The sequence below is a fragment of the Dellaglioa sp. CoH-56-MRSF-12 genome (genome assembly GCF_056782075.1).
The window spans coordinates 63,415-85,262 of sequence record NZ_JBXAYD010000006.1; the positions used below are offsets into that span (position 1 = coordinate 63,415).

Sequence of the window (21,848 nt, forward strand, 5' to 3'; positions counted from 1 at the left end):
GATTCAATCTATGCCATTGATGAAAATTGATATGATTGAAGGCCGTTCTGAAGGCCAAATAAAAGAAATTTTAGATATTGCTTATGATGTAATGCTTAATTCATTTGGCGCACCAGTTAGTGACAGATATCAAATTGTCACTCAACATCCAATAAATGAAATGCAAATTTTAGATACTGGGCTTGGATTTATGCGAACAAAAGAAGTATTGGTCTTTAGTTTAACAACGCGACCAAGAACGACAGAGCAAAAAGAAACCTTCTATCAACAGTTAATGCAACAGTTACAAACAAAAGTTGGATTGAGACCAGAAGATTTAATGATTAATTTAACAACTAATACTGATGAAGATTGGAGCTTTGGCATGGGCCAAGCACAATTTTTAACGGGTGACTTATAGAAATTAACCAGACGGCGAATTTATTTTCGTCGTCTATTTATTTGCTAAAGAAGGGTGAATCACTGATAAATTTACTAAAATAAGTTATAATAAAGAAAATAAACTATTTGGAGGAATTTAAATGTCAATTTTAGTTTTGGGTGGCGCAGGTTACATTGGTTCACATACTGTTGATCAATTAGTAGAAAATAGTCGTGATGTTGTTGTTGTCGATAATTTAGTGACAGGGCACTTAGAGGCTGTTAATAAAAAGGCAAAATTTTATCAAGGAGATATTGCGGATAAAAATTTTATGCGCAATGTTTTCAAAAATGAGGATATTGAAGCAGTTATTCATTTTGCAGCTTCATCTCTTGTTGGTGAATCAATGGTAAAACCATTAAAATATTTTGACAATAATACAGCAGGGATGATTCATTTACTTGAAGTCATGACTGAAGTTGGCGTTAAAAAAATCGTCTTTTCTTCAACAGCTGCAACATATGGTGAACCTAAAGTTGTCCCAATTCATGAAGATGACCCTCAAATTCCAACAAATCCATATGGTGAAAGTAAATTAGCCATGGAAAAAATTATGCACTGGACTGACGTTGCAGATGGTGTTAAGTTTGTCGCATTACGTTATTTCAATGTTGCTGGATCAAAACCAGATGGTAGCATCGGTGAAGATCACAATCCTGAAACACATTTAATTCCAATTATTTTACAAGTTGCTAACGGAGAACGTGAAAAATTACAAATTTTTGGGGACGATTATGATACCAAAGATGGTACAAACGTCCGTGATTACGTGCATGTTCTTGATTTAGCAGATGCGCACATTCGCGCCTTAGATTACTTACTTGCGGGAAATGAAAGTAATGCCTTTAACTTGGGTTCATCTAATGGATTTTCAAATATGGAAATTCTAGAAGCAGCACGCCGTGCAACAGGTAAAGAAATTCCTGCAGAAATTGCACCACGTCGTGCAGGTGATCCTTCAACTTTAATTGCAGCAAGTGAAAAAGCACATGAAATTCTTGGTTGGGCTCCTAAGTATGAAAATATGGAAGATATCATTAAGACAGCATGGACTTTTGAACAGACGCATCCAAATGGATTTTCAAAATAAATTAGTTATTAACCATAGGACAATTATTTGTCCTATTTTTTTGTTAATTTTCTCTTAGAAAAAATTTGTGATACTATTTTTGTGCTAAAATGTTAACAAAGCAGAGATAAAGGAAGATATGAATGAAAATTTTAGCAATTGATACATCGAATATACCACTCAGCGTCGCTGTTTTAGAAGATAGTGCATTATTAGCAACTATCACAACGAATATAAAAAAAAATCACAGTATTACATTGATGCCAGCAATTTCTGATGTCATGAAATTAGCAGGTATTAAGCCTGCAGAGCTAGACCGAATTGTGGTTGCACAAGGTCCAGGATCTTTTACTGGTCTCAGGATTGGCGTTGCCACAGCTAAAACACTAGCATTTACATTAGATTGTGAATTAGTTGGTGTCTCTAGTTTAGCAATGTTGGCTGCAGGTATTTCCACAAATAGTGATTCTGATATTGTACCGTTATTTGACGCACGTAGGAATTACGTATTCTCAGGTTTGTATAAAAATGATAATGAGCTTGTAAATGAATTACCAGACCAGCATAGAGAACTTGTGACTTGGGTGACTGAATTAAAAGAGCGTAACCGACCACAAATTTTTGTTGGAACTGATGTCGATTTATTTAAACAACAAATTATCGATATTTTAGGTGATCAGGCACAGTTTCCAGCTTCATTTTTAAATATTCCTCAGGCATTTATTTTGGGATTAATTGGTAAAGATAAAGAGCCCGCTAATCAGGAGACATTTATTCCGAATTATTTACGATTAACGCAAGCAGAGACGCAATGGTTAGAAACCCATTCAGATAAGGATCATAATACCTATGTTGAAAAAATTTAAAGCACGAGTGAAACAAATTATTCCAGAATTAAGACCAGATGAACCTGTTAGGACATTAGTTTTTCAGAATCATAGAATTAAAATTAGAAATGAAAGTTATTTTATGACACGTGCTGTTGTACCTGATATTCCGGAACTACTTGAGATTGAAAAAGCAGTTTATGATGGTAAATCACCATGGAGTGCAAAAATATTTGAAGGCGAAATTTGCCAAAAAAGCAAAACACTTTATTTAGTCTTACGTAAGGAAGATAAAATGTTAGGCTTTATTGGTTGTTCAACGGATGCAATAACGGGAGACGTACATATTGCGAATATTGCTGTTCTACCTGAATGTCAGGGTAGAGGGATGGGAAACTTTTTGGTAACGTCTATTACAAGGCGTGCTCGTTTAATGAGATTTAGAACAGTTAGTTTAGAGGTTCGCCGTGATAACCAGACGGCTTTAAATCTATACCACCAATTAGGATTTACTAAAGTGGGTATCCGAGAGAATTATTATGTTGAAGATGGGCAAGATGCTGTTGATATGTTGCTTAAATTAAAATAAAGGAATATGAATTAAGTTGAAAGAGGTCTCAATGGATAAAACGGAAAGAAATCTAATTTTAGCATTTGAATCAAGTTGTGATGAAACTAGTGTCGCAGTGGTCGAAGACGGTCATCTTATTTTGTCGAACATCATTGCAACGCAAGTTAATAGTCATAAACGTTTTGGTGGTGTTGTACCTGAAGTTGCCAGCCGCCACCATATTGAACAAATTACGAGTTGTATTAAAGATGCTATGACAGAAGCAAATGTAACTTATGATGATTTAGATGCTGTTGCGGTTACTTATGGACCAGGATTAGTTGGTGCTTTACTAGTAGGTGTTTCTGCTGCTAAAGCTATCGCATTTGCTCACGAGTTGCCTTTAATTCCCGTTAACCATATGGCAGGCCATATTTTTGCAGCGCGCTATGAATCTGAAATAGTGTATCCATCAATGGCTTTACTCGTTTCGGGTGGACATACTGAGTTAGTTTATATGCCTGAAGAAGGTCAATTTGAAATTATTGGTGAGACACGTGATGACGCAGCAGGTGAAGCTTATGATAAAGTTGGGCGTGTTCTTGGGATGACTTATCCATCAGGAAAAGAAATTGATGAACTTGCACATACTGGACAAGATACGTTTAATTTTCCGCGTGCCATGATCAAAGATGACAGTTATGACTTTAGTTTCAGTGGATTGAAAAGTGCCTTCATCAATACAGTTCACCATGCAGATCAATTAGGCGAAGAGTTGGACCGGGCTGATTTAGCAACAAGCTTTCAACAAAGTGTGATTGATGTACTTGCTGAGAAAACGGTACGTGCTTGTCATGAGTATGATATTAAACAATTAATTTTAGCCGGTGGTGTGGCAGCTAATAAAGGGTTACGTACAAGACTTGAATCTGATATGAAGAAAATGAATGATATTGAATTTGTGAAGGCGCCCATTAAATTATGTGGTGATAATGCTGCAATGATTGGTGCAGCAGGATATGTTGAATTTATTAAAGGTCAACGTGCAGGATTAAATTTAAATGCTGATCCTAGTTTAGAATTTGATTGGATAGTTTAATTATTATAAAATTAAAATAGAGATTTAGAGTTCGCCTTGTAATGCTAAACAGTTGTTTAACACTGGGGAGAACGCTAAATCTCTATTTTTTTGTAAATGGTTAATTTATATTTCTAAAATAATTTTTTGGTAAAATAAATTGGGATAGATAAACGAGTAATCCTAGTCCGAATAGAATAATAATTGTGGTTCCAAAAATAAAATCAAATTGTTGTAATTGATAGTACGCAATAATGCCAATTAACCACCAAATAATATTTAACCAATAAGGCAACGTTTTTTTCATAATAAAGTAAGTGACAAAAACAATTGCATATAATGGTGTAAAAACTGACGCGATAAAATATAAGAAATTTTGATAATTATCAATAGGAACTACCCATGCAATGACTAAGCCAAGCGCAACTATAATGATACTAATCAATTTCATATGTTTAAAGGAATGTATATTCTGAACGTTAATTGTTGCTGACATAACATCTAAAAATGTGGTTGTAACAGTTGAAAATATAATAATGAATAATGCGATTATACCTAAACCTGATGTAGCCAAGAACGAGGTAAAATCAGTGAATCCGGTTCTAGTTGTTAAAAGTAAGCCAATGGTAAACATGATTAAACTACCTAAAAAATAGCTAAACGAACTAACTGTAGACATAGCAAGTGGATGTTTTGTTGATTTTGTGTAATCACCTATTAGTGGTAGCCAAGATAACGCCATGGTGATATTTAATTCAACAGCTGATCCAAATGTCATATTTAAGCCATTGGAAGTATGTGAAACGGGTACTTTGAAAATTAAAAAAATCATGATACCTGCACCAATAACTAATAAATTAACAACAATTAAATTAATTCGATACAAACTATTTTCGCTAACTAATAACCAAATGATAATCAAAATAGCTATGACAAGTCCCATAATAATTGAATTTTTAAAATTAAGTAAGGAACTTGAAATACCATTCATTGCTGAAATTGCGTTGACGATCATAACAGCGGTCCAACCAATTAGTTGAATCAAATTGATAAGTGAAAATAAGAGCACACCTGTTGAGCCAAAAGCAACTTTAGTTGACTGAATGGCTGTCTGATGCTTTTTGGCACCAATATAACCAGCAGGTAGTAAGAAGAGACCACAACCAATTAAATGACCAATTAGAATTGCAAGGAAACCTTTAGAAAAGCCAAGTGGAGCTAGTAACATGCCCGTCATAATTTCGGCAATTGAAATGGCCGCACCTAGCCAAAGTAAAAATTGTCCACGTAATTCTTTAGTTTCTGTCATCTTAATCGTCCTCCAATTTAAAATAATGATTTATGGATTGAACTGTTTGTTCAATGTTCGGACTTTTAGCAATCAAGGAAATAACAGCAACTCCCGAAACAGTTGTAGTAGCCAGTTTGGCTAAATTATTTTCTGAAATACCACCAATTGCAACAATCGGGAGTTTACTAATTGATAGTAATTGATTTAAGCCAGCTATTCCGAGAGGCGCAGTCGCATCTGACTTTGATTTTGTAGGAAAGACAGGGCCACTACCAATATAAGCGATACCTGATAATTGATTGGCTTGTTTAATTTGATCGAGTGTTTGACAAGAAAGGCCAATCGCTAATTGACCCGCCGATTGATCTATCACATTTTGAATCTTTTGGTCATTTTGGCCAACGTGAATACCATCTGCTTGAATTTCAAGTGCTAAAGGTAGATCATCATCAATGAAAAAAGGAACTTGGTATTTTGTGCATAACCTCTGACATTCAATTGCGAGTGTCTTTTTTTGTATCCGGGTTAAAGGGGTTAAGAGATTTTTTTCTCTAAATTGGAAACAAGAAATGCCTGATTTTAACGCTCGTTCTAAAGTAGGTAGTAATTGATTGTCGGCGACGTCTTGAGTTCCTGCAATGAAGTAACTTGCTAACCATGATTGATTAAATGTCTTCATTTTGCGTTACCTCACGATATGCCCAATGATTTAATGGCCCGTGACCATGTCCAACGATAATACCGTTGCTAATTGTTGCTTCAACATATTTTTTAGACACTAAGATGGCCGTTTTAATATCTTGTCCTTTGGCAATTTCTGCTGCAATGCAGGCTGAGAGGGTATCACCAGTGCCATGAGTTCGAATTGTATCAATACGTTTCGAGCTCATCCAGAATGAATCGTTATCTTCTAATAATACAAAGTCATTTACGATATTTTCAGAGTTATAATGTCCGCCTTTAATGATGACGTTTTTTGCACCTAATAATTTAATCTTTTTTCCAGCTGCACTCATGTCTTCTTTTGAATTAATGGTCAAGCCAGTTATGACTTCAGCTTCTGGAATATTCGGGGTTACTACCGTGGCTAAAGGAATTAATTCTTCTTTGATTGTAACAACAGCATCCTCAGAAAGAAGTGTGGCACCGCCTTTTGCAACCATGACAGGGTCAACAATTAGGGGACCAAATTGATATTTTTTCAGATTTTTAACGACTACTTTAACGTGTTCTGAATCTGCAAGCATCCCTGTTTTGCATGCTTTAATGGCTAAATCATTTGCAATTGAGGCAAATTGTTCATTAATAATTTTAGCAGGGAGGGGAAGACTGTCTTGCACACCAAGTGTGTTTTGTGCAGTGATTGCGACGAGAACTGTTGCAGCATAGACATGCCGTTCTTGCATCGTTTTTAAGTCAGCTTGCATACCAGCGCCACCACTACTATCGGATCCAGCAATTGAAAGTGCTTGTGGAAAATCAGGCATTATAGGTCTCCTTTCATCGTTATCTGATTAGAAAGTTCATTTATCGTTATTAAATGTAGTTTATCAAGTAGGTTAACAATAAAACTACCTGGTTTTTCGGTAATTAACTCATCAGCAACAAGTTCACCAGTTGTTGCAAAGATAAGGCAGGCGATTCTTGCTGCTTCAAACTCATTATCTTTAGAGACAGCTGCAAACGCAGCAATTAAACTTGAAAGCATATCGCCTGAACCAACATGTGTTTGGAAAAGAGACGTTCCCTGTGTCACAGTTGCAACACGCTTTCCATCAGAAATATAGTCTGTAGGACCACTTAGAACAACCGTACAATTGTACCGTTTGGCTACAATTTTTGCGATTTCTGCTAAATCTGCAGAACCATTTCCTGCATCAATACCTTTTGCTTGCCATTCAACACCAGCTAATGCAGCAATTTCACCAGCATTACCGCGAATAAAATTAAAATGAAAATGCTCAAGCAAGTTTGTAATTACTTTTTGTCGGTAAGGCATGGCAACAGCAACTGGGTCTAGCACAAGTGGGATAGCTAAATCGTTTGCGATTTGACTAACCCTCTCAATGTAAGGTAATTCTGAACTTTTAAATGATCCCATATTGATTGTGGCAGCAGCAGAAATTTGTAACATTTCGGCTGCTTCTTCAATCGCACTGGGCATGATAGGGGAAGCGCCAATTGCGTTGAGTCCATTGGCAACGTCTTGAACCGTGATGTAATTAGAAATGTTGAAAATTACTGGGTTCTCTTCACGAAGTTTATCGAGTAGTTCTAATGGCATAACTTTCTCCTCTTGAGTACACAAAAACCCCACTCTTTGACAAAAAAATTGTAGAGTGGGGTCCTTCTTCACACTTTCCTACGCAAGTTTTGGCTTACAGGTTCGAAGGGATTAGGTTGAAAAAACCTATCTCAGTTCTTCTAAAGAACACCCCTAGTGTACTTATATTTTATTTTTAGATTACAACAAAAGAATAGGCTTTCATTCTTTAAATGTCAATAAATAAAAAAAAAAAAGCTAGCTTATTCTAAAGCTAAGCTAGCTTCTTCCCAATTAGTTTCTGCAGTCTCTATTGCAGTTTGAATAGATTGTAGTTCAGTTTGTAGTTCCTGAAGTTTATCTGCATCACTAAAAATAGTAGGTTGAGACATTTTTTCTTCAAGTTCTGTTTGATGAATTTCTAATTCACTTAATTCAGATTCTAAACGATCAATTTCACGTGTTAATTTACGTTGTTCCTTTTGCGTTTCTTTATTTTGTTGATAATTAGTTGTTGGTTTAACTTCAGGGACTTCTGAAGATGAGGCAATTTCAAGTGCCATTTTTTCGGCTGCGATAGCTTCTAATTCTTCTTTTTTATCAACATAATAATCGTAATCACCCATGTAGTAAGTAGAGCCTTCTTTTGAAACTTCAATAATACTTTCTGCAACTTTATTAATGAAGTAGCGGTCATGAGAAACAAGTAAGACAGTACCATCAAAGTTAGCAATCGCCTTTTCAAGGACTTCCTTACTATCAATGTCTAAATGGTTAGTGGGTTCATCAAAGATTAGGAAGTTATCTTTGTCCATTGCAAGTTTGGTCAAAGCAAGACGCGCTTTTTCACCACCACTTAAATTTGAGACACGTTTCAAAACGTCATCCCCAGAAAATAGAAATCCACCTAATAATGATCGAATATCTGTTTCAGGAGTTGAAGGATGATCATTCCAGAGTTCATCTAAAACAGTATTTTTATCTGTTAATTGATTTTGCTCCTGATCGTAGTAGCCAACATGAACATTAGCGCCAAGGAATGCTTCACCACGAATAAATGGAATTTGGCCTAAGATACTTTTAAGTAAGGTTGATTTTCCCACACCATTCGGGCCAACAATAGCTTGAACTTGATGCTTATGTAAATCAATTGAAACGGGTTCAGATAACACTTTATTATCGTAACCAACAGCTGCCCCGGCAACAGTTAAAACGATATTACCACTCTCATCTGCAGATTTAAAACTAAAACGAGGGGCTTTTTCGTCACCTTCTGGTCGGTCAAGTTTATCTAATTTTTCGAGTTGTTTACGACGACTTTGCGCTCGTTTTGTTGTTGAGGCTCGAACAATGTTTTTATTAACAAAATCTTCGAGTTTTTCAATCTTATCTTGTTGTTTTTCGAAAACTTTCCATTCTTGTTTTAAATTAGCTTCTTTTTTTACAATAAATTGGGAGTAGTTGCCATTGTAGTGAGTCGTTTCATTATGGCTCATATCATAAACTTCTGTCACAATTTTATCTAAGAAGTAACGATCATGAGAGACAATTAAGAGTGCCCCTGTATAAGTCTTCAAATAGCCTTCTAACCAAGTTAGTGTCTCAATATCTAAGTGGTTAGTTGGTTCATCTAAAATTAATAAATCACGTTTTTCTAAAAGTAATTTTGCTAAGGCTAAACGTGTTTTTTGACCACCAGAGAGAGTCCTAATATCGCGATTGAAATCTTCTTCATAAAATCTAAAACCATGTAAAACAGAACGGATTTCTGATTCATAACCATAGCCATTTTTTTCACTGAAATCATGTGAAACTTGATCATAGGTTGATAATAGTTTTTCAAATTTTTCAGAATCTTCTGCATTTTTAGGATCAGCAATTTGGGCTTCTAATGTATGAATTTGGATTTCCATTTTTTTTAAATAATCAAAAACACGACTCATTTCGTCCCAAATCGAACGTTCTGAAGTAACAGTTGTTGTTTGTGCTAAGTAACCGATGGTCATGCCTTTATGTTTAATGATTTGACCAGCATCAGTAGCCTCTTGATCAATAATCATTTTAATTAATGTTGATTTTCCAGCACCATTTCGACCAACTAGGGCTATCCTAGCATCGTCTTTGATATCCATATTTGCATTTTCAAAAAGAACATCTGCGCCAAAATAGCGAGCTGCTTGTTGTACTTGTAACAGAATCAAAATAATTCCACCTTTCTTTTAAAGTGACGATTGAATAATTAATACTAGACTATTCATAAGAATATGAGCAATCATTGACGTTTTGATGTCACCTGTTCGTTTGTAGAGGTAACAGAAAAGTAATCCAATTAAAAAGTAGATAGCTAAATGGCCATCATTATGTGCCAAACTAAATAATAAACTAGAAAGAATTGCGGCAGAAATAGGTGATATGAAACTTGCTAAATTGCCAAAAAAGACTTTTCTAAAAACGAGTTCCTCCATAATGGGAGCACCAAGTGAGACTGCCAACATATAATAAGGATATTTTGTAAAAATAGTCATAATTTCATTTGTATTTTGTGAGGGTACGGTCGTTTTTAAAATGGTGAATGAAATTAATTGAATAACTGTTTGGATTACTAACGTTAGAACGAATCCAAGAATACCCCACGAAATAATTTGTGACCATTTAGAGGAACCATCTATTGTATTTCTAGCACTGAAGTAATGATTTAACCAAATTAACAATATTGCTCCTAAAACATAATCAGCCGTCATTACTGGATAGATAACTGATTTTAAAGAAAATAGTTGATTCAGAATTGTTGGTAAAATAAAGATAACGAGGTAGCCTAATAAAATAGCGATTGAATTTTTACTAGTTGATTTTGACATGAGAACTCCTTTAACTGTAATTAGATAGTCGTGCATTTTTCTAGTGAATAAATTTGTATGATAAGTATAGCATAATTGACTAGATAGCGAATTCAATTCATATTAAAAATTCTATTAAATAAGAGCTGAAATGCTTGCAATTGTTTGAAAAATTGATTATAGTTAATTTTGTGATTAGCACTTAGGAAGATAGAGTGCTAAATAAAAGTGTTGGAGGGATAGAACGTGTTAAAACCATTAGCAGATCGTGTTATTTTAGAAGTAACAAAAGAAGAAGAAACAACAGTAGGCGGGATCGTCTTAGCAAGTAACGTACAAGAAAAACCACAAACAGGAAAAATTGTTGCAGTTGGTGATGGCCGTACGATGGATAACGGTGAAAAAATTGCTGTTGCTGTTAACGTTGGAGAGACCGTTTTATTTGATAAGTATGCTGGCTCAGAAGTTTCATTCGAAGGTAAAGACTACTTAATTGTTCATGAAAAAGATATCGTTGCAACAGTAGACTAATATAAATTTAAATTAAAGATGAGGTGGATTAATTATGTCAAAGGAATTAAAATTTTCTGAAGATGCTCGTTCAGCAATGCTTAGAGGTGTTGACCAATTAGCCAATACCGTTAAATCAACTTTAGGACCAAAAGGCCGTAATGTTGTTTTAGAAGAATCATATGGCTCACCAATTATTACAAATGATGGTGTAACAATTGCTCGTGCGATTGAATTAGAAGACCATTTTGAAAATATGGGTGCTAAATTAGTATCAGAAGTTGCTTCAAAAACGAATGATATAGCTGGTGATGGAACGACAACTGCTACTGTTTTAACACAAGCTATCGTCACTGAAGGTATGAAGAATGTGACAGCAGGTGCTAACCCTGTTGGGATTCGTCGTGGTATCGAAACTGCTACAAAAGCAGCCGTTGCTGAATTACATGAATTATCACACAAAGTTGAAACAAAAGAAGATATTGCTCAAATTGCTTCTGTATCTTCAGCTAATGAAGAAATTGGTGCTTTAATTGCTGACGCTATGGAAAAAGTTGGTAATGATGGCGTTATTACAATTGAAGAATCAAAAAGCATCGATACATCATTAGATGTCGTTGAAGGGATGCAATTTGATCGAGGTTACTTGTCACAATATATGGTAACTGATAACGATAAAATGGAAGCTAACTTAGAGACACCATATATTTTAGTAACGGATAAGAAAATTTCTAATATTCAAGAAGTCTTACCATTATTACAATCTATTGTGGAACAAGGTCGCCCATTGTTAATCATCGCCGATGATGTTGATGGGGAAGCTTTACCAACATTAGTATTGAATAAAATTCGTGGTACATTTAACGTTGTTGCAGTCAAAGCACCTGGATTTGGTGATCGTCGTAAAGCGATGCTTGAAGATATTGCCATCGTTACTGGTGCAACAGTGATTACTGATGAACTTGGTTTACAATTGAAGGATACAACAATTGAACAATTAGGTTCAGCTGGTAAAGTTAATATTACAAAAGAAAACACAGTTATTGTTGAAGGTTCTGGTGATAAAGCTAAAATTACAGAACGTGTTGGTTTGATTAAAAAACAAATCGATGAAACGACGTCTGAATTTGATCGTGAAAAATTACAAGAACGTTTGGCAAAATTATCTGGTGGGGTTGCTGTCATCAAAGTTGGTGCTGCAACTGAAACAGAATTAAAAGAACGCAAATACCGTATTGAAGATGCTTTGAATGCGACACGCGCTGCTGTCGAAGAAGGATTCGTTGCCGGTGGTGGTACTGCATTTGTTAACGTTATTAGTAAAGTTGCTGCACTTGAAGCAGTTGGCGATGAATTAACGGGTATCAAGATTGTTCAACGTGCTTTGGAAGAACCAGTACGCCAAATTGCAAAGAATGCTGGACTTGAGGGTTCAGTTATTGTTGAAAAACTAAAATCAGAAAAACCTGGTATTGGTTTTAACGCAGCAACAAATGAATGGCAAGATATGATTGAAGTTGGGATTGTTGATCCAACTAAAGTGACACGCTCAGCATTGCAAAATGCAGCTAGTGTCTCAGCCTTATTATTAACAACTGAAGCAGTTGTTGCAGATAAACCAGAACCAGTATCTGCAGCTGATCCACAACAAATGCCTGGTGGTATGGGCGGTATGATGTAACCCATTTGTCATAAAAAATGATGAAAATTTAAGAGCTATTAATCCGTGTTATTCTGGGATTAGTAGCTCTTTTTTTATGCTGAAAATAAAGTTTGTTTGCAGTATTGTATATTTAAAAATAAACGAGTAAAATAGAGTGAATTCGGTGAATAGAAATTAGTAATTAAAATAACTATTCAGTAAAATAAATGCGCTGTTTTGGCATCATTTATGAATGGATTTTTAAATATAGAACATAAGGGGTAAAGAGAAATGCGTCGTTATTTAAAGAGACTTTTAATTGGGAAGCCATTAAAATCTTCTGAAGAAGGAGATCAACAATTATCAAAATTTAAGGCATTAGCGCTCTTATCGTCAGATGCACTCTCATCTGTGGCGTATGGTACGGAACAAATTGTTACCGTTTTAGTGGGCTTTTCAGCAATGGCAATCTGGTATTCATTACCAATTGCATTGTTAGTCTTAGTTTTATTGGCTTCAATTACAATTTCGTATCGCCAAATTATCCATGCTTATCCTAAGGGTGGAGGCGCGTATGTTGTCTCAAGTAAAAACTTAGGTAAAAATGCTGGATTAATTTCTGGTGGATCGCTTTTAATTGATTATATGTTGACAGTAGCGGTTAGTGTTTCCGCAGGGACTGAGGCATTGATTTCTGCGGTACCTTCGTTATATGGACATCAAGTAGCAATCTCAGTGGTTATTATTATTTTGGTAATGGCAATGAACTTACGAGGCTTGCGGGAATCAGCTTCATTCTTAACTATTCCTGTTTATCTTTTCGTGGTTATGATTATATTGATGTTACTAGTTGGTGGTTATAATATTATGACAGGTCAAGTACCTTACCACGCAACAGCTGCTGTGGGTACGGCCGTTCCTGGAATTACACTAGCCTTACTTTTGAAAGCATTCTCATCGGGATCATCTTCATTAACTGGTGTTGAAGCAATTAGTAATGCAGTGCCTTTCTTCAAAAAACCACATGCTAAAAATGCTGCTGCTACTTTAACAATTATGGCGACGCTTTTGGCAGTCTTCTTTGGTGGAATAACATTCTTAAACTATTGGTATGGCATTATTCCTACTGAAAAAGTAACTGTTCTTTCACAAATTGCACAAACAACATTTGGACAAGGTATTTTGTATTACGTTTTCCAATTTTCAACAGTATTGATTTTAGTATTAGCTGCAAATACAGGTTTCTCGGCATTTCCAATTTTAGCGTTTAATTTAGCTAAAGATAAATTTATGCCTCATTTGTATATGGATAAAGGTGATCGATTAGGCTACTCTAACGGAATTATCACGTTAGCGGCCGGATCAATTATTTTAACATTTATATTTAATGGATCAACGTCATTATTAATTCCATTATATGCGGTAGGTGTGTTTATTCCGTTTACGTTGTCTCAGACAGGGATGATTGTAAAATGGTATCATGATCGCCCAAAAGGTTGGATTATGAAAGCCTTTTACAATTTCTTAGGGGCCTTTATCTCATTTAGTATTTTGTTGATTCTCTTTAGATATCGCTTATCAACAGTATGGCCATTCTTTATTATCATGCCAGTTATGTATATTATATTCTATAAAATAAATGATCATTACAATAAAGTTGCCGAACAATTACGTTTAACAGAAGAAGCAGAAATTCATGATTACGATGGCTCCACAGTTATCGTGTTAGTTAGTTCTGTAACGCATGTTACAACGGGTGCAATTAATTATGCACGTTCAATTGGTGACTACGTAATTGCAATGCACGTTTCTTTCGATACAAATCCGGAAAAAGAACATGAAACGGAACGTGAATTTAAAGAACGTTTCCCTGGTGTTCGTTTTGTTGATTTACATTCGTCATATCGTTCAATTGCTTCACCTGTTGTGAAATTTACAGATGTTATTGCTAAGAATGCCGCTGCTCGTAACTTCACAACGACAGTCTTAGTACCACAGTTTGTTCCAAGAAAACCATGGCAAAATATTCTTCATAATCAAACGAGTTTAAGATTGAGAACGGTCTTAAATTCTCGCGAGAATATTATTGTTGCAACATATAATTATCATTTGAAAAAATAAACATTGAAAAGTATCAATTAAATTTAATTGATACTTTTTTTGTATTTATTTAACAACGTGGTATAGTTAAGACTACTATGACAGAATATTTTTAAGGAGAGATATCAAAATGTTTCCAATTATCGTAGCATTTTTCGCAACAGCGCTTATCTCCGCGTTGCTAACTCCCGTTATTAGACTATTTTCAATTAAAATTGGAGCAGTCGATGTTCCAAATAATAGACGAGTAAATAAGGTTTCAATGCCTACAATGGGTGGATTAGCCATTTTTATAGCTTTTAACTTTACGAATTTTTTTATTTTAAAAAATCAATATCCAATAAAAATGTTAGTGACACTGTTTGTTGCTGAATTGGTAATTATTATCACCGGTGTTTTAGATGATAAGTTTGAATTAAAACCACGCCAAAAGATGTTTGGCATCACAGTTGCCGCCTTGATCGTCTACTTTTTTTCAAATATGCGAATGACGACATTCACTTTACCTTATTTTGGTATTATTAATTTAGGATGGATGAGTTTCCCTATTACAATTATTTGGATTTTAGCTATTACAAATGCTATTAATTTAATAGACGGATTAGATGGCTTAGCAACTGGGGTTTCCATTATTGATTTATTTACAAGTGGTTTGGTAGGCTATTTCTTTTTAGTTAATACAAATAGTTATATTGCAATTATGATGTTTACGCTGGTTGCTGCTCTGATTGGATTTTTGCCATATAATTTCTTTCCAGCTAGAATCTACTTAGGGGATACAGGCGCGTTATTTATTGGATTTATGATTTCAGTATTCTCTTTATCTGGACTTAAAAATGCAACTTTTATTTCTATTATTGTGCCTGTTTTAATATTGGGTGTACCAATTACGGATACTGTTTATGCAATGTTACGCCGGATTTTAAATAAAAAGCCTATCTCTCAAGCAGACAAACATCATTTACATCATCGTTTGATGCAAATGGGGTTAACGCATCGACAGACAGTATTAGTTATATATGGCATTGCGTTAATTTTTTCATTTATTTCATTACTTTATCCAATATCATCAATTTGGGGTTCAATACTAATGTCAGTTGCGACATTAGTGGGACTAGAACTATTCGTAGAGTCCATCGGATTAGTTGGATCTAAACGAAAGCCACTGCTAAATTGGATTAAAAGAATTGTTAAAACGATGACTTCAAAAAAATAGATAGTAAAAAGGATGTCCAGTAATTGGGCATCCTTTTTACTTAACTTGAATTTCATTATATAAATCTTGGCCTAATTTAAAAGTTATTTGGTTATTGAGTAGGTTGATTAGTTGATCTTGTAAGGTTAATATCAAATTTTTATCAACTGCTAAAGTTATTTCTACTGTTTCAAGATAGGTTGTGTGTTGGATTATAATTGAATTTTTTTCAAGATAATTTTCAAGTTTTCCAACATTTTGGTAAGCAATTTGGCAAATAAGTTCGGTTTGTAAAATACGTTCAACGATACCAATTTGTTCAATCGTCTGCGAAGCAGCATTACTATAAGCACGGATTAAACCACCAGCACCTAGCTTAATACCACCAAACTTTCGACTAACAACGATACAAATATTTTTAAGCTGATTTTTTTTAATAACTTCTAGAATGGGAACACCAGCCGTTCCAGAGGGTTCACCATCATCGCTTTGACGTTGGATTTCAGACTCAGTACCAAATGTGTATGCAAAACAGTGATGTCTTGCTTTAGGTTCTAATTTCTTGACTGATTCAATAAAAGCAACTGCATCAGATTCTGTCGCGATTCGAGTGACACGACAAATGAAGGAAGACTTCTTTTCAATTAATGTGGCTAAACCAGATTCTTTAATTGTTAAATAATTTTTTGACATAATTAAGGTTCCTTTGCGTATTTAAACTTATTGAAGGGATTGAGGAGAATGACACTTTCAAGTTTGTATGGTCGTTTAATAACTGATTCAGAAATTGACGAAACTATTAATTTAGATGAACTTACGTCGTACCCAGGAATTAGTATTGAAGATAAACAATTAATCTGTCGCAGATGCCTTTCACAACTTAATTTAAAGGAAAATAAATTACAAGGTGACCGGTACTATTGTTCATACTGTATGATATTAGGACGTATTTCAACTACGACTACACTTTATACTATACCTGAACCCAACTTGTTTTCAACTCAAAAAGGGAGTCCATTGACGTGGAATGGAGAATTAACGACTAGCCAAGAAATATGTGCTAATGAAGTGAAACAAATTTTTAAAAATTCGGGTGCCCGGCATTTACTGTGGGCGGTAACCGGCGCTGGTAAAACAGAAATGCTATTCAAAGGTATTGAAGCTGCTATTATGGATGGTAAGCGCATCTGTTTAGCATCACCACGGGTCGATGTTTGTATTGAATTATTTCCGAGATTGCAGGCAGCATTTCAAAATATTGATATTTGTTTGCTGCACGGAAAGACAACGGAACCATACCGTTATACCCAACTAGTCATCTGTACAACACATCAATTGTTAAGATTTCATAAAGCGTTTGACGTTATGATAGTTGATGAGGTAGATGCCTTTCCATATGCACAGAATCAATTACTGCTTCAAGCAACAACACAAGCAACTAAACAAAAAGGGGCAAGTTTATTTTTAACGGCAACCCCAAGTGAGGATCTGTTAAAGGAGGTTCGCTTAAAACAATTAACGGTTAGTTATTTACCAATACGCTTTCATGGTCAATTATTGCCTGAAATTAAAATTAAATTTGAAAAAGCGTGGGAAAAGAATTTAAAAAAAGGACGTTTACCCAAAAAATTAACACTGAAAATGACAGAGTGGCTAAAACGTAAGGATCCATTTTTAATTTTTGTGCCGAAAATTTGGTTATTGGAACCAGTAATGGAAGCATTTAAAAAGAAGTTTCCTAATTTAAAGGGGGACACTGTTTATTCTGAAGATCCAGATAGACTAGATAAAGTTAAGGCAATTAGAACAGGCGAACTACGGTATCTAATCACAACAACAATTTTAGAACGTGGTGTGACATTTGCTAATCTGGATGTTTTTGTTCTGGGTGCAGATGATAAAACTTTTTCAACGGCAGCGTTAGTTCAGATTGCTGGCAGAGTGGGACGTAATGTCAATCGTCCGTTTGGTGACGTTATCTTTTTATGTTGTGACTACACGATTTCAATAAAAAAGGCAGTTGGACAAATAAAAACGATGAATCGTAAAGCAAGGAAATTAAAGATATGAGAAACTGTCAGATTTGTCATAATACATTTAGTCAAAAATTAACGCTAGCATTTATATTATCGACTAAACCTTATGAAAAAAAGATAGTTTGTAAGAGATGCCAGGAGCAGTTACGATTGATTAATACTCAGTTAGCCTGTAGAGGATGCGGTCGAGAACAAAATAGGCCACAATTATGTGCGGATTGTAAGAAATGGCAACTTATTTATCCTAATTTAAATTTTCAGAATCAAGCGTTGTACATTTATAATGATTTTATGAAAGATATCATTAAAAATTATAAGTTTAATGGTGATTATCAGCTGAGAACTATTTTTCAAGTACAATTAAAGCACAAAATAGAAACAATTGATTTTGATTACCTCGTGGTGATACCTGTTGATTCTGAAACGTTAAATAATCGAGGATTTAATCAAGTCTGTGGTCTTTTAGATATTAAGCATGATCATTTTTTAGTGCGAAATAATACGGTTAAAGAAAAACAATCGCATAAAAATAGGCAACAAAGGCTTGAATTAATTCAACCGTTTGAACTTAGTCCAGATTGCCCAGATTTATCGGATAAAGTTGTTTTGATTGTGGATGATATTTATACTACCGGCCGAACACTATTTTATGCCCATATTTTGTTAGCACAAAATGCTAAAAGCATTAAGAGTATTACCCTTGCAAGATAATGAACAATAGGTACAATTTTTAAATAAATTAGTATGATATATTTAAGCAAAAGTTAAAATGACTGTTAACGATTACAATGGCGTTTTAAATAGATTTGTTAAGGGATATCATTTGTAAATTTAAGTCTATTCGCTTATAATTAAATCAAGCGGTAAGGTAATTAATAGTTTCGTTACCTGCTGTAGATTGAAGGGAGAGTTTATTATGTTAAAATACAATATTCGCGGTGAAAATGTTGAAGTTACAGATGTTACTAGAGATTATGTTGAAAAGAAATTATTTAAATTAGAAAAATACTTTACTGATACATCTAATTCAACGGCCCATGTTAATTTAAAAGTTTATTCAGATAAAACGGCCAAAGTTGAAGTGACAGTTCCGATGCCTTCTCTCGTCCTTCGAGCTGAAGAAACATCACAAGATTTACTTTCAAGTGTTGATCTTGTGACTGATAAATTAGAACGTCAAATTCGCAAATATAAAACTAAAATTAATCGCCAATCAAGAGGCAAGGGAATTAAAGATATTGAAATTCGTAATGAAATTGCTGATGAAGAATCAGATTCTATTGATGAAGTAAGCAAATTTGATGTTGTTCGGACAAAGCATGTTTCTTTAAAACCAATGAATAGTGAAGAAGCTATTTTACAAATGGATATGTTGAGCCATAACTTCTTTATTTACGAAGATGCTGATACAGAGGGTATTAACATTGTTTACAAACGTAAAGATGGTCGCTATGGTTTAATTGAAGCTGAAGATTAAACTAACCTTGAAAAGCCTGTTGAGTAAGTTAACTACTCAGGGCTTTTTTGTTATTTTAGTTTAAAATTTATTGATTTAGTGATACTATAAAAAATGATATTATAATTAAAAATAATTCAATAAATGTGTTTGATATATAAGGGGAAAAGCTAAATGGCAAATGTATTAAGACAATGGGTTGAAAGTGATAATCGTGAATTAAGAAAACTAGGCAAAATAGCCGATAATATTGAAAATATGGCCGACGAGATGGCTTTATTATCTGATGATGAACTAAAAGCTAAAACACCTGCTTTTAAAGCAAGATATCAAGAAGGTGAAACGCTTGATGATCTTTTACCAGAAGCATTTGCAGTGGTACGAGAAGCCGCAAAACGTGTGTTAGGACTATACCCATTCCGTGTGCAAATGATTGGTGGAATGGTTTTAAATAATGGTGATATTGCGGAGATGAAAACTGGTGAAGGTAAAACTTTAACAGCTACTATGCCCGTTTATTTAAATGCAATTTCAGGTCTAGGTGTTCATGTTGTTACTGTTAATGAATATTTATCAAGCCGTGATGCAACAGAAATGGGCGAATTATATTCATGGTTAGGTTTAACTGTCGGATTGAATATTAACGAAAAAACAGCTGAAGAAAAGCGCGAAGCCTACGCAGCTGATATTACCTATTCAACAAATAGTGAATTAGGCTTTGATTACTTACGTGATAACATGGTTGTTTATCGTGAAGATATGGTTCAAAGACCTTTAAACTATGTTATCGTCGATGAAGTTGATTCAATTTTGATTGATGAAGCTAGAACACCGTTGATTATTTCTGGTCAAGCTGAAAAGACGACTGCCATGTATGTTCGTGCAGATCGTTTTGTTAAAACGTTAACTGAAGAAGAAGACTATAAAATTGATCTTGAATCAAAATCAATTTCATTAACCGAAGAAGGAATTCGTAAAGGTGAAAAATATTTTGGACTAGATAATTTATATGATACAGATAATACAATTTTGACTCATCATTTGGATAATGCATTACGGGCTAATTTTGTTATGCTACGTGATAAAGATTATGTTGTACAAGATGGTGAAGTTATGATTGTTGATCAATTTACTGGTCGTATTATGGAAGGTCGTCGTTATTCTGATGGTGTTCATCAAGCTATCGAGGCTAAAGAACATGTTGAAATTGAAGACGAAACTAAAACAATGGCTAACATCACTTACCAAAATTTCTTTAGAATGTACAAGAAATTATCTGGTATGACGGGTACTGCTAAAACTGAAGAAGAAGAATTCCGTGAAATTTATAATATGGAAGTTGTTCAAATTCCAACGAATAAACCTATTATTCGTGATGATAAAGCAGATTTATTGTATCCATCTTTAAATAGCAAATTTAAAGCTGTCATTGCTGATATCAAAGAACGCCATGAAGCTGGTCAACCTATGTTGATTGGTACTGTAGCAGTTGAAACGTCAGAATTATTGGCACAAATGTTAGATGATGCTGAAATTCCACATGCTGTCTTAAATGCTAAAAATCATGAACGTGAAGCTGAAATCATTTTAAATGCTGGACAACGTGGTGCTGTTACCATAGCTACGAATATGGCCGGACGTGGAACTGATATTAAATTAGGCCCTGGCGTTAAAGAAATTGGTGGATTAGCTGTTATTGGTACAGAACGCCATGAATCTCGTCGTATTGATAATCAACTTCGTGGCCGTGCTGGCCGTCAAGGGGATGATGGGATGACACAATTCTATCTTTCTTTGGAAGATGATTTGATGTTACGATTCGGTTCAGAACGTATTAAGAGCTTCTTAGAACGTATGAACATTACTGAAGATGACGCTGTTATCCAAAGTCGTATGATTACAAAACAAGTTGAATCAGCACAAAAACGTGTCGAAGGTAATAACTATGATACACGTAAAAATGTTTTACAATATGATGATGTTATGCGTGAACAACGTGAGGTTATTTATAACCAGAGACAACAAATTATTATGGAAGAAAAAACATTAAAACCTGTTATTATGCCTATGATACAACGTACTGTTAATCATATTGTTCAGATGCACACGCAAGGTGACCAAAATGAATGGAATTTACAAGCTATTGTAGATTTTGCTGTCTCTTCAATGGTTAATGAAGACAGTATCTCATTGGCAGATTTAGAAGGTAAAGATGCTAACCAAATCGAAGCCTACTTGGTCGACCGCGCTGAAAAGAACTATGAAATTAAAGAAGATCAATTAGTTGATGCAGCACAAATGCTTGAATTTGAAAAAGTGGTTGTGTTACGTGTTGTTGATGATAAATGGACAGCGCATATTGATGCAATGGATCAACTTCGTCAGTCTATTGGACTACGTGGCTACGGACAATTAAACCCTCTAGTTGAATACCAATCAGATGGATTTAGAATGTTCGAAGAAGTCGTTGGAGCAATAGAATTTGAAGTGACACGTTTATTTATGAAAGCTGAAATCAGACAAAATATTAAACGTTAATCAAAAAGTTAATCAGAGAACATTATTAAAGAGTC

The 21,848-nt window shown here is 34.6% G+C and carries 20 protein-coding genes and 1 riboswitch; of the genes, 13 read left to right on the forward strand and 7 right to left on the reverse strand.

The window, feature by feature from the left end; all coding sequences use genetic code 11:
• The first annotated feature begins 10 nt into the window (after positions 1-10).
• The 5 genes from AC1RPY_RS06890 to tsaD all read left to right on the forward strand — a co-directional run bounded on the left by AC1RPY_RS06890 (position 11) and on the right by tsaD (position 3,966).
• On the forward strand, positions 11-400 hold the full coding sequence (locus AC1RPY_RS06890) for a tautomerase family protein (protein WP_481761941.1): 390 nt from the start codon (positions 11-13) through the stop codon (positions 398-400).
• 121 nt (positions 401-521) lie between these two features.
• On the forward strand, positions 522-1,511 hold the full coding sequence (gene galE / locus AC1RPY_RS06895) for a UDP-glucose 4-epimerase GalE (RefSeq protein WP_481761942.1): 990 nt from the start codon (positions 522-524) through the stop codon (positions 1,509-1,511).
• 122 nt (positions 1,512-1,633) lie between these two features.
• Positions 1,634-2,356, forward strand: a complete 723-nt coding sequence (gene tsaB, locus AC1RPY_RS06900; protein WP_481761943.1) for a tRNA (adenosine(37)-N6)-threonylcarbamoyltransferase complex dimerization subunit type 1 TsaB — start codon at positions 1,634-1,636, stop codon at positions 2,354-2,356.
• Positions 2,340-2,906: a ribosomal protein S18-alanine N-acetyltransferase gene (rimI, locus tag AC1RPY_RS06905; protein ID WP_481761944.1), complete on the forward strand. Its 567-nt coding sequence runs from the start codon at positions 2,340-2,342 to the stop codon at positions 2,904-2,906. Before tsaB ends, rimI begins: the two co-directional genes overlap by 17 nt.
• A gap of 31 nt (positions 2,907-2,937) precedes the next feature.
• Complete coding sequence (gene tsaD, locus AC1RPY_RS06910) at positions 2,938-3,966, forward strand: tRNA (adenosine(37)-N6)-threonylcarbamoyltransferase complex transferase subunit TsaD (RefSeq protein ID WP_481761945.1); 1,029 nt, start codon at positions 2,938-2,940, stop codon at positions 3,964-3,966.
• Positions 3,967-4,066: 100 nt separating this feature from the next.
• On the opposite strand, the gene cytX is transcribed toward tsaD, so the two are convergent.
• The 6 genes from cytX to AC1RPY_RS06940 all read right to left on the reverse strand — a co-directional run bounded on the left by cytX (position 4,067) and on the right by AC1RPY_RS06940 (position 10,357).
• Positions 4,067-5,254, reverse strand: coding sequence for a putative hydroxymethylpyrimidine transporter CytX (gene cytX / locus AC1RPY_RS06915; protein WP_481761946.1), 1,188 nt, complete (start codon positions 5,252-5,254; stop codon positions 4,067-4,069).
• A 1-nt stretch (position 5,255) separates the two neighbouring features.
• Positions 5,256-5,915: a thiamine phosphate synthase gene (gene thiE / locus AC1RPY_RS06920; RefSeq protein WP_481761947.1), complete on the reverse strand. Its 660-nt coding sequence runs from the start codon at positions 5,913-5,915 to the stop codon at positions 5,256-5,258.
• Positions 5,902-6,723 carry a bifunctional hydroxymethylpyrimidine kinase/phosphomethylpyrimidine kinase gene (thiD, locus tag AC1RPY_RS06925; RefSeq protein ID WP_481761948.1) on the reverse strand — a complete coding sequence of 274 codons (822 nt, stop codon included), beginning with the start codon at positions 6,721-6,723 and terminating at the stop codon, positions 5,902-5,904. The genes thiE and thiD overlap by 14 nt, the downstream gene beginning before the upstream one ends.
• Positions 6,723-7,520, reverse strand: a complete 798-nt coding sequence (gene thiM / locus AC1RPY_RS06930) for a hydroxyethylthiazole kinase (RefSeq protein WP_481761949.1) — start codon at positions 7,518-7,520, stop codon at positions 6,723-6,725. Before thiM ends, thiD begins: the two co-directional genes overlap by 1 nt.
• A gap of 58 nt (positions 7,521-7,578) precedes the next feature.
• A riboswitch (TPP riboswitch) is annotated at positions 7,579-7,685 on the reverse strand.
• A gap of 77 nt (positions 7,686-7,762) precedes the next feature.
• The gene (locus AC1RPY_RS06935; protein ID WP_481761950.1) at positions 7,763-9,700 is read right to left on the reverse strand and encodes an ABC-F family ATP-binding cassette domain-containing protein; all 1,938 of its coding nucleotides are present in this window, start codon (positions 9,698-9,700) and stop codon (positions 7,763-7,765) included.
• Between the two features lie 18 nt (positions 9,701-9,718).
• A complete protein-coding gene (locus tag AC1RPY_RS06940; RefSeq protein ID WP_481761951.1) occupies positions 9,719-10,357 on the reverse strand; it encodes a CPBP family glutamic-type intramembrane protease in 639 nt (212 codons plus the stop codon).
• Between the two features lie 225 nt (positions 10,358-10,582).
• On the opposite strand from AC1RPY_RS06940, the gene groES reads away from it, so the two are divergent.
• The 4 genes from groES (at position 10,583) to AC1RPY_RS06960 (ending at position 15,804) form a co-directional block, all read left to right on the forward strand.
• Positions 10,583-10,867: a co-chaperone GroES gene (gene groES, locus AC1RPY_RS06945; protein ID WP_481761952.1), complete on the forward strand. Its 285-nt coding sequence runs from the start codon at positions 10,583-10,585 to the stop codon at positions 10,865-10,867.
• A 34-nt stretch (positions 10,868-10,901) separates the two neighbouring features.
• Positions 10,902-12,527 (forward strand): chaperonin GroEL, encoded by a 1,626-nt coding sequence (gene groL / locus AC1RPY_RS06950; protein WP_481761953.1) that lies wholly within the window; start codon positions 10,902-10,904, stop codon positions 12,525-12,527.
• Between the two features lie 252 nt (positions 12,528-12,779).
• Positions 12,780-14,609, forward strand: coding sequence for an APC family permease (locus tag AC1RPY_RS06955; protein WP_481761954.1), 1,830 nt, complete (start codon positions 12,780-12,782; stop codon positions 14,607-14,609).
• Between the two features lie 109 nt (positions 14,610-14,718).
• Positions 14,719-15,804 carry a glycosyltransferase family 4 protein gene (locus AC1RPY_RS06960; protein WP_481761955.1) on the forward strand — a complete coding sequence of 362 codons (1,086 nt, stop codon included), beginning with the start codon at positions 14,719-14,721 and terminating at the stop codon, positions 15,802-15,804.
• Between the two features lie 36 nt (positions 15,805-15,840).
• Here AC1RPY_RS06960 and AC1RPY_RS06965 read toward each other — a convergent pair whose 3' ends face one another.
• Positions 15,841-16,476: a YigZ family protein gene (locus tag AC1RPY_RS06965; protein WP_481761956.1), complete on the reverse strand. Its 636-nt coding sequence runs from the start codon at positions 16,474-16,476 to the stop codon at positions 15,841-15,843.
• Positions 16,477-16,524: 48 nt separating this feature from the next.
• Between AC1RPY_RS06965 and AC1RPY_RS06970 the strand changes: the two genes are divergently transcribed.
• The 4 genes from AC1RPY_RS06970 to secA all read left to right on the forward strand — a co-directional run bounded on the left by AC1RPY_RS06970 (position 16,525) and on the right by secA (position 21,813).
• Positions 16,525-17,853: an ATP-dependent helicase ComFA gene (locus AC1RPY_RS06970; RefSeq protein ID WP_481761957.1), complete on the forward strand. Its 1,329-nt coding sequence runs from the start codon at positions 16,525-16,527 to the stop codon at positions 17,851-17,853.
• A gap of 116 nt (positions 17,854-17,969) precedes the next feature.
• Positions 17,970-18,530, forward strand: coding sequence for a ComF family protein (locus AC1RPY_RS06975; RefSeq protein WP_481761958.1), 561 nt, complete (start codon positions 17,970-17,972; stop codon positions 18,528-18,530).
• A 205-nt stretch (positions 18,531-18,735) separates the two neighbouring features.
• Complete coding sequence (gene hpf, locus AC1RPY_RS06980; protein WP_409021489.1) at positions 18,736-19,296, forward strand: ribosome hibernation-promoting factor, HPF/YfiA family; 561 nt, start codon at positions 18,736-18,738, stop codon at positions 19,294-19,296.
• Between the two features lie 153 nt (positions 19,297-19,449).
• Complete coding sequence (gene secA / locus AC1RPY_RS06985) at positions 19,450-21,813, forward strand: preprotein translocase subunit SecA (RefSeq protein WP_481761959.1); 2,364 nt, start codon at positions 19,450-19,452, stop codon at positions 21,811-21,813.
• Positions 21,814-21,848: the final 35 nt, after the last annotated feature.

Excerpts from the sequence above, each read along its gene's own strand:
- AC1RPY_RS06890 (WP_481761941.1), top strand. The coding sequence starts at position 11 with ATGCCATTGATGAAAATTGATATGATTGAAGGCCGTTCTGAAGGCCAA.
- galE (WP_481761942.1), top strand. The coding sequence starts at position 522 with ATGTCAATTTTAGTTTTGGGTGGCGCAGGTTACATTGGTTCACATACT.
- tsaB (WP_481761943.1), top strand. The coding sequence starts at position 1,634 with ATGAAAATTTTAGCAATTGATACATCGAATATACCACTCAGCGTCGCT.
- rimI (WP_481761944.1), top strand. The coding sequence starts at position 2,340 with ATGTTGAAAAAATTTAAAGCACGAGTGAAACAAATTATTCCAGAATTA.
- tsaD (WP_481761945.1), top strand. The coding sequence starts at position 2,938 with ATGGATAAAACGGAAAGAAATCTAATTTTAGCATTTGAATCAAGTTGT.
- cytX (WP_481761946.1), bottom strand. The coding sequence starts at position 5,254 with ATGACAGAAACTAAAGAATTACGTGGACAATTTTTACTTTGGCTAGGT.
- thiE (WP_481761947.1), bottom strand. The coding sequence starts at position 5,915 with ATGAAGACATTTAATCAATCATGGTTAGCAAGTTACTTCATTGCAGGA.
- thiD (WP_481761948.1), bottom strand. The coding sequence starts at position 6,723 with ATGCCTGATTTTCCACAAGCACTTTCAATTGCTGGATCCGATAGTAGT.
- thiM (WP_481761949.1), bottom strand. The coding sequence starts at position 7,520 with ATGCCATTAGAACTACTCGATAAACTTCGTGAAGAGAACCCAGTAATT.
- AC1RPY_RS06940 (WP_481761951.1), bottom strand. The coding sequence starts at position 10,357 with ATGTCAAAATCAACTAGTAAAAATTCAATCGCTATTTTATTAGGCTAC.
- groL (WP_481761953.1), top strand. The coding sequence starts at position 10,902 with ATGTCAAAGGAATTAAAATTTTCTGAAGATGCTCGTTCAGCAATGCTT.
- AC1RPY_RS06955 (WP_481761954.1), top strand. The coding sequence starts at position 12,780 with ATGCGTCGTTATTTAAAGAGACTTTTAATTGGGAAGCCATTAAAATCT.
- AC1RPY_RS06960 (WP_481761955.1), top strand. The coding sequence starts at position 14,719 with ATGTTTCCAATTATCGTAGCATTTTTCGCAACAGCGCTTATCTCCGCG.
- AC1RPY_RS06965 (WP_481761956.1), bottom strand. The coding sequence starts at position 16,476 with ATGTCAAAAAATTATTTAACAATTAAAGAATCTGGTTTAGCCACATTA.
- AC1RPY_RS06970 (WP_481761957.1), top strand. The coding sequence starts at position 16,525 with ATGACACTTTCAAGTTTGTATGGTCGTTTAATAACTGATTCAGAAATT.
- hpf (WP_409021489.1), top strand. The coding sequence starts at position 18,736 with ATGTTAAAATACAATATTCGCGGTGAAAATGTTGAAGTTACAGATGTT.
- secA (WP_481761959.1), top strand. The coding sequence starts at position 19,450 with ATGGCAAATGTATTAAGACAATGGGTTGAAAGTGATAATCGTGAATTA.